The organism is Micromonospora sp. WMMC241 (genome assembly GCF_027460165.1).
In the GTDB taxonomy this organism is placed as follows: domain Bacteria; phylum Actinomycetota; class Actinomycetes; order Mycobacteriales; family Micromonosporaceae; genus Micromonospora; species Micromonospora humi.
Genome location: NZ_JAPZBF010000001.1, coordinates 3224459 through 3238473 on the forward strand (window position 1 = coordinate 3224459; position 14015 = coordinate 3238473).

Genomic DNA, 14015 nt, shown 5'->3' on the forward strand with positions numbered 1-14015 from the left:
AGCGGGAAGCGTCAGCCGAGCGTGAGGCGTCGCTCGGGGTCCAAGCGGATCCGTCCGCTGGTCACCGCGACGTGCAGGCCGTAGCGCAACAACCGGTCGATCTTCTCGGTGCGCCGCCGGTAGCCCAGGCGCTCCAGTCCCGCACGCAACAGCCGGTCCTCGTCCATGCTCGGGTAGCCCTGAAGCACGTGCACGAACGCGTTCGCCACCTCCTCCGGCGGCACCTCCTCGAAGGCCCGGTCGTTGCTCACCTGGGTGACCCGGTACGCGTGCCAGCCCTGCGGGTCCGTCCCCTCGGGCCAGGCGTACCGCCCGACCGTCGGGTGGTCGTAGAGCCGGCGGGTGTCGACCAGCGAGAGCACGGCGAGCCGCCGGTCCTCCCGGGTGCGCAGGAAGCCGAAGCGGGCGAGTGCCAGGCGGGCCAGCCGGTGCTGCTCGACCGGCCCCTCGACCTCGATGATCTCCCGCAGCGCCTCCCGCACCAGGCCGCGTGTCCGCTGGTCGGTGGCGAGCAGGTCGAGGTCGGCCTGGTCGCCGAGCGGCGTCGGGGTGTACGGGACGAACGGCCGGACCTCGATGGCGCCGGCGGCCACCGACGACGCGACCGACACCGGGGCCGGTGCGGCCGGCAGCGGCTCGACGGTGGCCGGTGCGGCGACGAGGCTCGTCACCGGCGGCGGCCCGGGGTCCCCGAGGGACACCTCGGCCGGAACGGGCTCACGGGGCGACGGCACCTCGACCTCGCCGGGAGGCGCCACCGGTTCGTCGGCGCGGGTGACCGCCTCGTCGACGCGGTCGAGCAGCGCGGCCCGGTCGTGGATCCACGCCGGCAGCCAGAACCGGACCACCTCGGGCCAGCCCATGATGTGCCGCAGCAGCGCCGGCGCCGAGTCCCGGTCGGCCACCGTCGGCCGGCTGCTCCAGTCGGGGCCGTCGAGCATGACCGCGACCTGCCACCGCGCCGAACCGGGCCGGCGCACGGCGAGGTCCACGGTGAAGTCGGACAGGCCGTGGGCGGGGCGTACCTCGTGGCCGCGTTCGCGCAGCGCGGCGGCCACCTCGTCGCGGACGCGGCTGCGCCGCTCGGTCCGGTCGGTGGCCAGGTCACCGAGCCGGTCGGCGCCGGCGGCGGCCATCTCGCAGTATGCCCGCAGGTGCTGGGTGCCGACCGCCGAGGTGCGGGACAGGTCGATGTCGGACGGGTCGAAGGACGAGAACAGCACCACCTGCCGGCGGGCCCGGGTGATCGCCACGTTGAGCCGCCGCTCACCTCCGACCTGGCTGAGCGGGCCGAAGTTCAGCGGCAACTGCCCGGTCTGCGGGTTGGTGGAGAAGGCCAACGAGAACAGGACGACGTCGCGCTCGTCGCCCTGCACGTTCTCCAGGTTCTTCACGAAGATCGGTTCGGCGACCGCGTCGGTGAGCCGTTCCCGGATGATGGGGTCGGCCGTTTCCTCCAACAGGTTGAGGATGAGGTCGCGCTGCTGGATGTTGAAGGTGACCACGCCGATCGACTGCCCGGCGGTGCCCGGGTCGTGCAGGCGGCGGGTGATGTCGGCGAGCACGGCCCGCGCCTCGACCTCGTTGGTCCGCGCGCCGCCCCGGTCGTAGCGGCCGTCGACCCGCCGCCAGGTGACCCCGGCCGTGTCGCTGGCGCCGGGCGACGGGAGGCTGGAGAGCTTGTTGTCGTAGTAGTACCGGTTGGAGAAGGCGATCAGGGACTCGTCGTGGCTGCGGTAGTGCCAGGACAGCCACCGCTGCGGTAACCCGGACTCGACGGCCTCGCTGAGGATGCTCTCCAGGTCCTCCAGCACCGGCTCCGCATCCTCGTCGGCGTCGTCGACGGTGTGGCTGGCCTGCATGAAGCTGCTCGGCGGCATCTGCCGGGAGTCACCGACGACGACCACCGCGCGGCCGCGTCCCATCGCGCCGACCGATTCGGCGACCCGGATCTGTGACGCCTCATCGAAGATCACCAGGTCGAACCGCTGGCCGCCGGGGGCGAGGAAGTTCGCCGCCGAGGCGGGGCTGACCAGCACGCACGGCGTCAGGGCCAGCACCGCGTCCGGGTAGCGCTCGAACAGGTCCCGGAAGGACCGTCCGCCGCGCTTGCGACGCAGCTCCGCCGCGAAGTCGGCGAAGCGTCCCCGCCGGTCGGTCGGGCTGAACGGGCGGCGGCGGACCAGCACCGACGGCAGGTGTTCGGGCAGCGCCGCACGCAGCTCACCGGCGGCGGCCTCGAACTGGGCGATCTCGTCGTCGTGCAGCTCCGGGTCGAAGTACTGCAGGCCGCCGGCCCGGACCCGCTCGGCGAGGGAGGCCACGGCGACGCCACGCCGGTACGCCTCCTCGGCGAACTGCCCGGTCACCTCGCCGCGCAACAACCGGTCGCGGTAGTCGGTGAGACCGGCGGCGGCGAGCACGTCGGCGTGGCCGAGCACGGTGGCCCACCGGCGCAGCGGGAACAGTTCCTCGGCGCGTAGCTCGTGCGGCCAGGTCGCCCCGTCGCGTTCCCAGGCGTCGAGCCAGTGCCCGCCGGCGGCCCACAGGGCCAGCTCCGGCTCCCCGGAGCGCAGCACCCCACGCCAGGCCCGCCAGCGGGAGGCGACCCGGTCGAGGAGCGCGGCGTCGGTGTCGGCGACGCCGCGGCGGAACAGCTCCCACGCCTGCGGGTGCCGGGCCAGCAGCACCCGACCGGCTCGGGTCGCCTCGACCGCGTCGGCGAGCCGCCGCGGCGCGTCCGCGTCGGTGGGCAGCCATCCGGGCAGGTGCAGCCCACCCAGCGCGGCCATCTGCCGGTGCAGCGCCGCGGCCTGGGCCTGGGCGGCGACCAGCCGGCCGGTGTTCACCTCGACCTGCTCGGCTTCGAGTGTCGCCCCGGCGACCAGGTACACGGCCAGCCTGTCCACCACGGCCTGCCGGCGCTTGCGCTTGCCGAAGACCTTCTTGCCCGCCTCCTGCGCCTCGGCGTGCCATGCGGCCAGCTCCGGGCGCGCGTACACATCGGGTCGGAACGTGGCCAGCTCACCGGCGAAGCCCTGGTGGAAGCCGGCCACCTCCGCCTGAAGGCGAGCCACCGCCTCGTCCCAGCGCCGATCGCCGGCCCGCGCGGTGGTCTCCCGGTCCGGCAGCATGCCGCGTACGGCGAGCCAGGCGCCGGCCAGCAGCTCGCCGACCGCCTCCGGGGCCGGCAGCGTCCGCAACAGGCCGACCAGGTGCGGGCGGGTGGCCAGGTCGGCCCGGACGCGTTCCAGGTCGACGGCGATCTCGGCCAGCGCCGCGGCGTGCAGCCCGTCGAGCGCGCGGCACGCGCTCAACGCCCACGGGTGCGCCGGCCGGATCCGCGCCGAGCGGGCGGCGGCCGGGAACTCCCGCAGCGTGCGCTGCACCGCGGCCCGCGTCTCGTCCGGCGCGTGCAGATAGCTCACCGGGATCGGGGCGACCGGCCCGTCGCCGTACGCGAGGACCTGCTCGTAGGCCGACCAGAGTGACATCCCGACCGGGTTGGCGGTGTGGACCTGCCCCGGATAGTCGACCAGCGGCGCGAGCCGGGTCCGGTAAGCGGTCTCGACGGCCGTCCAGGTGCCGTCGCCGCCCGCGTCGTACTGGTCCAGGGCGTCGCGCAACTGCTGGCGGATCGCGTTGAGGGACTGCTTGCGCCCGTGCAGGTCGAGTGCGAACGGCCCGAGGCCGATCTGCTTCAGCCGCCGCTTCACCACCTCCAGCGCGGCCTGCTTCTCGGCGACGAAGAGCACGGACCGGCCGGCGGCGACCGCCCGGGCGATCATGTTGGTGATGGTCTGCGACTTGCCGGTGCCCGGCGGCCCTTCGAGGACGAACGACTGGCCGCGCTCGGCCATCACGATGGCCTGCATCTGGGAGCCGTCGGCGGGGATGGGCAGGTGCAGTTCCGCCTCGTCGACGGTCGCCTCCGCCTGGCCCTCCGGTCGCGCCGGGTCGTCGAACGTGGCGCCGGAGGACTCCACCAGGTGCCGCACCACCGGGTTCTCCAGGAAGCGGGGCCAGTGGTCGCCGAGGTCCCGCCACATCTGGAAGGTGGAGAACTGCAACAGCCGCAGGCTGGCGGACTCGTCGATGCGGTAGTTGAGCCGGTTGTCGACCAGCCCGGTGTTGATCGCGGCGAGCGTCTTCGCCACGTCGATGCCGTGCTCGTCGCGGACCGGTTGTTCCAGCTCCGGGATGCGGACGCCGTGCTTGACCCGCAGCCACTCGACCAGGCAGTGATTCGGGCTGGCCACCTCGGCACCGTCGATGACCATCGCGTACGGGCGGCGACCGGTGCCGCCCTCGATGCGCACCGGCAGCAAAAACAGCGGCGCGTACGCCTCTCCCCCGGCCGCCCGGGGATGCACCAGCGTGCCGATGGTCAGGTAGAGGTAGTTACTGCCGGTCTCCTGCTCCATCGTGCGCGCCTCGCGCTGCAACGCCCGCATCACGGTCTTGTAGCGCGCCTCGGTGACCGCGCCGTAGACCCGACGGTCGGTACGCAGGTCCCGGGTGAGGATGTCGGCGTCGAGGTCCTGGGCCCGACGCGCGCCGGCCAACTCGTGGACACGACTGATGTCGTCCTGCGGAATGACCTGCACCTGACGGCCGTCGTGGATGAGGTCGTCGAGCAGGGCCAGCGCGCCGGCCGGCACGTGCAGCTCCAGGCCGCGGCCCCGCTTCGGCAGGTTCAGCAGCGGGTTGCGCAGGCTCAGGTCGAGCAGCGACTTGCGCCACTGTTGGATACGCGCCGGTGACCCGTCGGCGGGCTGCGGCACCTCCTCGCCCTCGTCGGCGAGGCGGCGCAGCTTGGCCGCGGCCACCCCGGCCGGCAGGTCCAGGGACGCCTCGGCGGTGGTCGCGCCGGCCGGGGCGGCGTCGACCGGCGCGACCAGTTCGTCGGCGGACGGCAGTGGCCGGATGCCGGAGCGGTGGGCCAGGTGGACGTCGACCACCCCCAGCAGCCGGTGGCCGTCGCCGCGGAAGTGGCCGAGTCCGACGCGTGCTGCCTCGGTGAACGTCGCGCTCTGGGCACCCGGTCCGATCCGGGTCAGCTCGACCGGCACCGCCCGACCCGAGTCGACCATCGAGGTGAGCAGGTTCGTCTCGGTCACCGCCGCCGCGCTGAGCCGCTCCTCCTCGAGCAGGAAACCGCCGAACGCGTGCCCCTCGCTGACGAAGACCAGCGGGTGCAGCCCGGCCGCCTCCAGGCAGGCGGCGTACGTGACGGACAGGTCCAGGCAGTTGCCGAGCCGCCCGTCCAGCACCGCTGCCGTGGTCCGTACCTTCTGGCCGGTGTTCTCGAACGACGCCGGCAACGTCTGGTAGGTGATCTCCAGTCGACGCAGCGCCTCGTAGACGGCGCCGGCGATCAGCGCCGCCCGCTCGGATCCCTCCTGGTAGCCCTGCAACGACCCGGAGCCGGTACGCGCCAGCAGGAGCTGTGCCGCCGACCGCAGCACCGCGTCGACCGCGCGGGTGTTCGGCTGCACGAACGCGGCCAGGCTGTCGTAGAGGACAGGGCTGTTGAACCACTCATTGTGCGCGAGCACGCGCGACGGGGCGACCAGGCTCAGCGGCCCGCCGTTCGCCGTCCCGCCGTGCGGCTGGACGGTCAGGCGGTAGTCGACCGGGAACGCCTCGTCCGTGCGGTAGAGCAGCGCGCGGTCGGGAGTGACATCCCGGAAGTCGTCCCAGCCGGTGCCGGCGCCGGGTCTCAGCGGTCGGGTGAGGGTCCGCGTCCACGGCTCGGCGAGGGCGCCCTCCGGGCCGAGCAGCTCCAGCGTGAGGGTCACGTCCACCAGCGGCTCGGCGCCCCGGTTGGTCAGCGTGAGGTGGCGGACCAGAGGCACCCGGTTGTGCACCAGGGCGGCGTTGATCGCCGGCTGCACGAGCAACGCGACCGCGAGCTGGTCGTCGTCGGCGGTGAATTGCGCGAAGACGCTGTCGGACATGGGCGTTACTCCAGGTGGCGAGGCCAGGAAGCGCCCAGCCTAGCGGTCGGGCGTTCGGCCGAGCCGCCCCCGGCCGATCTTGGTCGTCGTACCGCTGGGGCAGGATGGCGCCATGACGGCGCGCCACCTCGTCTACGGCCACGCCACGCATGACGACTGCCTCGCCTCCGTCGATGCCGACACCTTGGCCGGGGCAGCCTCCGAAATCCGGTCTGCCGAGCGGATCACTGTGTGGGGGGAATGGAGACCCCGTTGTCGTCGAGTAGCGAACCGTCCAGCGCGCGATCCGTCTCGACGGCGGTCAGCGACACCGCCACGTCGCCGTCGCCGGTCGGAAAGCGGGTGAAGCTCAGCAGGATGAATCCCAACCTCTTGTTGCCCCGCACGGCGTCGTCGAGGGGTCTGGTGTTCACGCCCTCGACGAGCCACTGGTAGAGCGGCTGCGCGTCCTCCTGCCGCCACCCCTTCAACCCGCCGTGGTGAACCGCCAGGGTCAGCTTCTCGGCCAGGTAGCCGGGATCGCAGACGCTGGTGATCGAAAGTTCGAGCTTCTCGAACCGGTGTCCCACCCCGAAGCGCCACAGGGCCTGCACCTTGCGCACCCCCGGGGTAAGCGGCCGGCCGAGGAACATCCAGTGGTACGCGTCCAGGAAGGGTGCGTTTTCCTTGAGCCAACTCTTCTCATCCCGCCCCAACACGACCCAGGGCGCCGGGATCTCGTTGAACTCGTCGGTCCACACGATCTCCGGGATCTCCCAGGCCTCCAGCCAGGACCGGACCTGCTCCCGGTTGGCCACGAACTTCGCCCGCAGGTCGGGTTTGGACGTCATCGATCGCTCCCGTGGTCCCAGTCGAGGCCCCAGATCCGGACGTTGCCCTGGTGGTCCCCGGTGACGATGGTGCGGAACGAGGCGTCGGCGCGGATCGCGTTCACCCGCACGGGGTGACCGTGCAGCGATCGGATCCGGCGCCGGGCGCGGAGGTCCCAGACGTCGACGGTCTCGTCCTCACCGTCTCCCGCCACGGCGAATCGACCGTCGGAGGAGACCGCCACCTCCTCGGTCCCGTGGCGGAGATCGGGCTCCGCGAGGGCCCGCCCGTCGAACACCACCTCTCCGGTCGCGGCGTGCCAGACCACGAAGCCCGCCATCCCGGCGAGGACGGCGAGGCGACGGGAGTCGGCGAAGGCCAGGTCCGCCGACGAGCTGTGCCTGACCCCGTCGAGGCGATACAGCGGGCGCCGGCGCTCCGGCCGCCACGCGGTGAGGCGGGTCATCTCGGCCAGCAACAGCACGCCGGAGGCGAAGCGGATCTCCGTGTGCGAGTGGACGTCCGGGAAGGTACGCACCAGCTTGCCGGTGTCGATCGACCGGACCTCCACGCTTGTCGTGTCGCCCGTCGCCAGGTGCACCGCGATCGAGCGGGACTTCTCGTCAGCCGTGACGCCACGGATCGTCCCGGCACCGGTGCGGGTCTTCGCGACGCAGGCCGCATCCTCCAACGACCACACCGTTGCCAGCCCGTGTCCGAACCCGACCGTCAGCAGATCGCCGGAGATGTCGAATGTCGTCTCCCCCTCGTCGCGCGGCAGGGCGCCGGCGACCTTGAAACGCGGCTCGAACGTCGCGGTGTCGTGGCACGCGACGGACCCGTCCGCGTAGCCGATGACCAGGTCGCGCCCGGCCCGGGCGAAGTGCAGGCCGCGGGCGGGGTTCCGCCTCTCGACCACCGAGCCCGCCTTCTCCAGCGTCTCCAGGTCGAAGATCTCCACCTCGTCGACGTTCGCGGGAAAGGCGAACAGTCGCCCGTCGTCGCTGACGTCGAAGGCCCCGTGGGCGAGCATCACGTCGGACAGTTCCTGCTCCACCCAGATGCCGGCCAGTCCGGTGCGTCGCCGGCCGCGGCCCGCGTCCCGGGAGGCCCGGCGCAGCCGCGGATGGCGCGCGAAGCCGGGAATGGTCCTGGCCTCGCGGACCGCCTCGGTCGCGCGCTGACCCTCCCCGGCCGCGATCATCCCTTCGATGCGCGCCATGACCTGGTCGAACGCACGCTCCTCGGAGGCGAGGGTGCCGACCGGGCGAGGCGGCGCGTACGCCCAGGGGGCGAGATGTCCGGGCAGCGGCATCGGGAGGCGCGACAACGAGGTCCGGCCGCGGTAACCGTCGCGTTCGGCGATGACGGCGTATCCGCAGTCGCCGCTGAACGCGGTCGCGTCACGATGCGACCCGCGCTTCCAGTCCTTCGGGAAGGTACGGACGCAGCGGCGGATGGCCAACTCCAGAATCTGGAGGTCGCCGGTCCCGGGGTCGAGCAGGGCCCAGCCGGCCCGGCCCGAGACGCCAAGTACGTCGTATCCGAGGAGCCAGGGAACCTCCCACCGACGCGGCTCGTCCCAGACCCGCATGTCCACCGTCATCATGGACCGGACGCCGAGCCGCAGGACCATCGACCCGTCCGTCGCCAGGGCGATCCTCCGGTCGTCATCGCCCATTCCGTCGGACGGCATCTGCAGGCCGCGCATCCTCGTACGCCGCAGGGGCCACCACTGCTCCACCCGGCGATCGGCGTCGGTGCCGCCCAGTGAGGCGGAGACGCACACCTCGGCGTTCCGGGCGAGGATCACCCGGGTGACCCGACCTTCGTGGGGTTGGATGTCGGCGACCGACTCCCACGTGTCGGTGCGGAAGACGAGGACCCGACCGTCGGTCGTGCCCACGGCCGCGAAGCCGCCCTCCGGACTGAGCGCCACGGCCGTTCCGCTGTCCAGCCGGCCTTCGAGTTCGGCGATGCCGTCGGTGAGACGCCACCGCTCGACCCCGGTGTCCTGGTAGCAGACGAGGACCCGCGCCCCGGCGTGGTCGATCGCGACGTCGACGGGTGTCCGACCCGAATCGGCGAGCTCGCCGACCACCCGGCCGGCGAAGGCGTCCCAGATCCGCACCCGGCCGGACGCCTCGGCCACCACCACGTGCGTCGCGTCGTGGTCGCAGGCCATCGCCACGACCTCGCCGGAGAACTGCCCGAACGTCTCGAGCGTGCCCCTCGGCGTCAGTTGGGCGCAGCGCTCGCGGGCAGCGGTGATCTCGGGTGAGCCCGGATGCTTCCGGTCCGCCTCAACCAGGTGCCGTTTCGCGAGGACGCCGTCGCCGCGTTCCAGGTGGACCATCGCGGCGAGGTAGTCGGCCTCCCACGAGTCGCCGGTGGCGCGCAGCTCCGACAGCAGGGTCTCGTCGGTGACGAGCCCGTCTGCCCACCTGGTGAGCCCGTGGTTGTAGACCGCGCGGACGTTGTGCGGATCGATCGCCTTCGCCTGATCGAACAACTCGATCGCGCGGCGTTGCTCGCCGAGGTCCCACAGCGACAGCGCCTTGTTGGACAGGCCGTCGGCCTTCAGCGACGGCGGGACCTGGTGGGAGCGCGGGTAGGGGCTGCCGGTGCGGTCCGCGTACACGGCGGTGAGGACGGCCTCCGCCTCGGCGGTGTCGTCGATCCGCGACCGGGGATCGCGCGCGAGGCAGCCCGCCAGCAGGTCACGCAGCGCCGCCGGGAGATCGACGCGCAGCGCCGCCAGCGCGTCCGCGCCGTCGTGGCCCCACTCCCACAGCCGGCGCCCGTGGAGCATCTCGATCACCGTCAGCGCCCAGGACCACAGGTCGCTGGCCCGACCGATCCGGCCGTCCGGATCGACCTGCTCCGGGGAGCAGTACTGCGGCGTGAACCCGCCGAGCGTCGCGTACGCGGTCTCCGCGGATCCCTGCGGATTCTGCGGTGCGTGCGCCTTCGCCTTGGCCGTGCCGAAGTCGGTCACCCGGGCTGTCTCGCCGTCGTACATGATGTTCGAGGGTTTGATGTCCTGATGCACCAGGCCCGCGGCGTGGGCGTGCCCGATGCCGCGCAGCGTCTGGATCGCGACGTCGAGCGCCATCGGGAGGTCGCGGCAGCGACCCTCCCGCACCGCCGCGGTCAGGTCGCCGCCGGCGACCCATTCCGAGAAGATCACCGGGTACGCGCCGACGCGCCGCACGTAGGCGCAGCCGACCACGTTCGGATGGGGATCGAGATCGGTCCAGGCCTGCGCCTCCTGGGCGAGCAGGTCAAGGATGCCGGACGCGGTGGCCAGGTCGGGTCGGGGCGTCTTCACGGCGAGGTCGACGTTCCACCCGAGGTGACGGGCGCGGTAGACGAAGCCCATGCCGCCGGTCTCGACCACCTCGTCGATGCGGAACGTGTCGAGGACGGTCTCCCCCGGCCGCCACCGGATCACGTCCCTCGCGGCCACCCGAAGCCCTAGTCGGCGAGCGCCACGTAGATCGGGCTGCCCAGCAACGCGCCGTTCGGTCCCGACTTCTCGGCCAGCCGCTTGGCGACGAACTCGACCGGTTGCGTCGGCCCGGGGAGCCCGTCCCCGATCTGTGCCAGCGCCTCGTGAAGGCGCTCGTCGTCGAACTCGCCCGGCTCCGGGTGCAGTTCTTGAAGCTTGCGGAACAGGTATGGCGGGACCGAGCCGCGCGGTTCGGCATCGCCGCCGCCGACCACGTGCGACGCCGACCCGCCCAGCACGATGACCTGGTCGTCGAGCGTCCCCGCGAAGACCACGATGCCGGCGGTGGGGAACACCTGCCAGCGCATCGGCAGGCAGGCCTGGAAGTAGGGGCCCGGCTCGAAAGCGGTGCCGATCTGGTCGGCGTCCTGGAGGTGCCGGATCACCCTCTCCAGCTTGTCGAGGTCGTGGCGCTCCGGCCAGACCGCCTTGCGGCTGTAGCGGACGACCTTCAGATCCACGGCCAGCTCGGTCTCGTGCTGCGCGGAGGGGGCGACCTGCGCCGCGAGGAGCCCGAGCTTGAGGTGCGACATGTAGAGGTAGTACTTGAGGGTCAAGGCATGCTCCGGTGGGAGGGAGATGGCCACCTACAGCCTACGTGGCGGGTGCTCGCGTTTCCGCCCGCCGCGGTGACGTCCGGACCCCGGCCTCGGCCGTCAGCGCTCCGACCCCCGGGCACCGGAGAGGCGCCGGGAGCAGGGTCCGTCGTGGTCGGCGCCGAGCAGGCAGCGCCGACCGTTCGCCATCGGCGCGTCGCAGAAGACCCAGTGGCGTACGTTCTGGTCGTCCTCGGCCGACACGGTGATGCCGCCCGCTTCGGCGCACGGCAGCACGAGCATCCAGCGGCCGACAACCCGGGCCAGGCGCTGCGCGGCGGGCAGGTCGGCGGCGACGATCGGCAGGTGAATGACGTACCGCTGGGTCACCGGTCGTCTCCCAGCGGCTGGTCTGCCTCGCGCCGCAACAACGCGTAGTGGGCGACCGCGGCCTCCCGGCGGCTGGCCGCCAACGCGTCGTAGACGATGGCCAGCTCACCGGAGACCCGTTCGAGGTAGGCGTACACCTCGCGCGGGTCGAGGCCCCGGCGTCCGAACCCGGCCGGCTTGAAGCGGCGCTCACGCACCTGCCACGGCAGAAGCCTGGGGTACGCGGCGGCACTCCCCAGTGTCGTACGCCGAATGCCGACGATCATGTGCTGGCCTCCTCCGAGCCCGACTCCTGGTGGCCAGGATGGGACGCTCATCCCCTCTTGCGCAACATTCCATCCCGCATTTCTTCCGAGGTGCATTGACTTTCTTTACTGCAACCTGTAAGCGTTTCAGAGCATCATCACTCAGCGTTGCACAGTGAAACCGGGGAGTGCTCGAATGGCGGAAGACATCGGATCGACCGTGCCGCGCCGGCAGCTCGGCCGGCTGCTGCGGCAGTACCGCACCGAGGCCGGCGTCACGCTCGACGCGGCCGCCGAGGCGCTCGAATACAGCCGGCAGAAGATCTGGCGCATCGAGTGCGGCATGGGCGCCGTCCGGGTGCTCGACGTCAAGGCGATGTGCGAGCTGTACGGGGTGTCCGACGAACTGGCCGACGCGATGAAAGGGCTGGCCGCCGAGACGAAGTCGAAGGGGTGGTGGCACGCGTACGGGGACGCGGTGCCGAGCTGGTTCGAGCTGTACGTCGGCCTGGAATCCGCCGCCGCCAGCCTGCGTCAGTATCAGGAGACGGTCATTCCCGGGCTCCTGCAAACCCACGAATACATCCGCGCGCTGGCCCGCATCGACAAGCCGGCGGCGACCGACGAGGAACGCGAGCACGCCGTCCAGGTGCGCCTGCAACGGCAGAACCTGCTGAGCCGTCGTCTACCACAACCGCCCACCTTGGACGTGATCCTCTCCGAAGCCGTGCTCCGGCGCCAGGTCGGCGGGCTTGGCGTGATGACAGGTCAGCTCACCCGTCTCCTCGAGGCCTCCGAGCGATCACATGTCTCGGTTCGGGTGGTGTCGCTCTCCGCCGGGCCGCATCTCGGCGCCGTAGCCGGATCCTTCGTCATCCTCGACTTCCCCGCCGCCAAGGGCGGCCGAGCAGCGCCGGAACCGTCGGTCGTCTACAGCGAGTCGTTGACCGGTGCGCTCTACCTCGACAAGCCGGCGGAGCTGAGCGCCTACGAACAGGCGTTCGCGAGCGTGGCTCAGCTCGCGCAGAGTCGGGCAGAATCGAGGGACACGATCAAGCGGATCATCGGGGAGCTGCGCCATGACTGACCTGACCGGCGCCGCCTGGCGCAAGAGCACCCGCAGTGGCGGCAATGGTGGCGAGTGTGTGGAGGTCGCCACCAACCTCCCTGGCCTCGTCGCCGTACGCGACTCGAAGGATCCGCACGGGCCCGCTCTCACCTTCGCCCCGCAGATCTGGTCCGCGTTCCTCAGTGGCCCGGTGCGCGACGGGCGTCGCTGATCACGCCGTCGAGGCCCCTCGCTCGCGGGAGTCAAGCTGAGGAATTTGTTTCCGTCACCGGTTGCGTCAGTTCCCCCAGTTCGACACGGCATGCGATCGCGTCTCGGCGGCACTGTTCAGCGAGATCTTCGTGGCCCCCCGAGTGACATAAGTCCCGACCAAGCTCCTCGAATGCACGTTCCGCCCGCCGGAAGTCGCCTCCGAGCATGAAGAGATTGGCGAGATCGAGCCGTAGCGGCACGATTTCGTCCCCAGCCCTGGCGGCATCGAGAGAACGCTCCAGGAGTTCCGCCGCCTGCGCGAACCGTTCCTGCTCGGCCAGTTCCTCGACCTGTGCACGCAGCTCGGCCAGGGACTGCACCGATCGCTGTGGTGGCACGACGTTCGCGGTCGTCGACGCGGCCGGACCGGTCTTACCTCCGCCCAGCGCGCCGACGCTTCCGCCGCCGCTGAAGGGCGTGAGGAGCTGCTCGACCTCAGCAGCCGACGCGGGCCGGTCCGCCGGATCCTTCGCCAGGAGGCAGAACAGAAGATGAGCCAGGTCGTCGGGCACATCCGAGCGGTACTCGGTGACGATCGGGACGGGTGACCGCATGTGCCGGTGCAGCATCTCCAGCGAGTTCGCGGCCTCGAAGGGCGGTCTTCCGGTGAGCGTCTCGAAGAGTATGCACCCGAGGGCGTACAGGTCGGCGGCAGGTCCGACGGCCGCGCCGGACGCCTGCTCCGGTGCGATGTAGGCGGGCGTGCCGAGCGTGTGACCAGTGGCCGTCAGGCGGGACTGCTCGGCCGGCCCGATCAGCGCGGCGACACCGAAGTCGAGGACCTTGACCACCCCCGCAGGTGTGATCATGAGGTTCTGCGGCTTCAGGTCACGGTGCACCAGGGAGGCCGCGTGAGCGGCCGTCAGCACGGAGCAGACCTGCGCGGCGATCGACGCCGACTTGGCCACCGACAGTCGCTCCTGCTCCGCCACCACGTCGGCGAGCTCGCATCCACGGACGAGCTGCATGACGATGTACAGGTCGTCGTCGTGCACACCGAGGTCATGGATGACCGGCACACCGGGGTGGTCGAGGCGGGCGGTCACCCGCGCCTCCCGCCGGAAACGCTTGACCGAGACCTCTCGCTCGGTCTCCGGCACCTCCTTGGTCCGGAGGAACTTGACCGCCACCGGTCGGTCGAGGCGCTCGTCGTAGCCGGCCCAGACCTGACCCATCCCCCCACGTCCGATCGGATACGTCAGCTCGTACCGATCACTGACGCGATCCCGCGCCTGCATCTGG

The 14015-nt window shown here is 71.6% G+C and carries 9 protein-coding genes; 2 read left to right on the forward strand and 7 right to left on the reverse strand.

The window, feature by feature from the left end:
• Window positions 1-11: 11 nt before the first annotated feature.
• The 6 genes from O7598_RS14980 to O7598_RS15005 form a co-directional block, all read right to left on the reverse strand.
• Window positions 12-5960, reverse strand: a complete 5949-nt coding sequence (locus tag O7598_RS14980) for a DUF4011 domain-containing protein (RefSeq protein WP_269691960.1) — start codon at window positions 5958-5960, stop codon at window positions 12-14.
• 224 nt (window positions 5961-6184) lie between these two features.
• A complete protein-coding gene (locus O7598_RS14985; RefSeq protein ID WP_269691961.1) occupies window positions 6185-6790 on the reverse strand; it encodes a hypothetical protein in 606 nt (201 codons plus the stop codon).
• Entirely contained in the window at window positions 6787-10239 is a 3453-nt protein-coding gene (locus tag O7598_RS14990) for a WD40 repeat domain-containing serine/threonine protein kinase (RefSeq protein ID WP_269691962.1), read from the reverse strand. The genes O7598_RS14985 and O7598_RS14990 overlap by 4 nt, the downstream gene beginning before the upstream one ends.
• An 8-nt stretch (window positions 10240-10247) precedes the next feature.
• Complete coding sequence (locus O7598_RS14995) at window positions 10248-10838, reverse strand: DUF7019 family protein (protein ID WP_269691963.1); 591 nt, start codon at window positions 10836-10838, stop codon at window positions 10248-10250.
• A gap of 99 nt (window positions 10839-10937) precedes the next feature.
• A complete protein-coding gene (locus O7598_RS15000; protein ID WP_269691964.1) occupies window positions 10938-11207 on the reverse strand; it encodes a hypothetical protein in 270 nt (89 codons plus the stop codon).
• The gene (locus O7598_RS15005; RefSeq protein ID WP_269691965.1) at window positions 11204-11473 is read right to left on the reverse strand and encodes a DivIVA domain-containing protein; all 270 of its coding nucleotides are present in this window, start codon (window positions 11471-11473) and stop codon (window positions 11204-11206) included. The genes O7598_RS15000 and O7598_RS15005 overlap by 4 nt, the downstream gene beginning before the upstream one ends.
• A gap of 175 nt (window positions 11474-11648) precedes the next feature.
• On the opposite strand from O7598_RS15005, the gene O7598_RS15010 reads away from it, so the two are divergent.
• Together O7598_RS15010 and O7598_RS15015 are read left to right on the forward strand one after the other, a co-directional pair.
• Window positions 11649-12539: a helix-turn-helix domain-containing protein gene (locus tag O7598_RS15010; protein ID WP_269691966.1), complete on the forward strand. Its 891-nt coding sequence runs from the start codon at window positions 11649-11651 to the stop codon at window positions 12537-12539.
• A complete protein-coding gene (locus tag O7598_RS15015; protein WP_269691967.1) occupies window positions 12532-12732 on the forward strand; it encodes a DUF397 domain-containing protein in 201 nt (66 codons plus the stop codon). Before O7598_RS15010 ends, O7598_RS15015 begins: the two co-directional genes overlap by 8 nt.
• 31 nt (window positions 12733-12763) lie before the next feature.
• On the opposite strand, the gene O7598_RS15020 is transcribed toward O7598_RS15015, so the two are convergent.
• Window positions 12764-14011, reverse strand: a complete 1248-nt coding sequence (locus tag O7598_RS15020; RefSeq protein WP_332367372.1) for a serine/threonine-protein kinase — start codon at window positions 14009-14011, stop codon at window positions 12764-12766.
• Window positions 14012-14015 lie beyond the last annotated feature (4 nt).

What these genes read in the sequence shown, in the direction of transcription:
- O7598_RS14985 (WP_269691961.1), bottom strand. Translation starts at nt 6,790, where the DNA reads ATGACGTCCAAACCCGACCTGCGGGCGAAGTTCGTGGCCAACCGGGAG.
- O7598_RS15005 (WP_269691965.1), bottom strand. Translation starts at nt 11,473, where the DNA reads ATGATCGTCGGCATTCGGCGTACGACACTGGGGAGTGCCGCCGCGTAC.
- O7598_RS15015 (WP_269691967.1), top strand. Translation starts at nt 12,532, where the DNA reads ATGACTGACCTGACCGGCGCCGCCTGGCGCAAGAGCACCCGCAGTGGC.
- O7598_RS15020 (WP_332367372.1), bottom strand. Translation starts at nt 14,011, where the DNA reads ATGCAGGCGCGGGATCGCGTCAGTGATCGGTACGAGCTGACGTATCCG.
- O7598_RS14980 (WP_269691960.1), bottom strand. Translation starts at nt 5,960, where the DNA reads ATGTCCGACAGCGTCTTCGCGCAATTCACCGCCGACGACGACCAGCTC.
- O7598_RS15010 (WP_269691966.1), top strand. Translation starts at nt 11,649, where the DNA reads ATGGCGGAAGACATCGGATCGACCGTGCCGCGCCGGCAGCTCGGCCGG.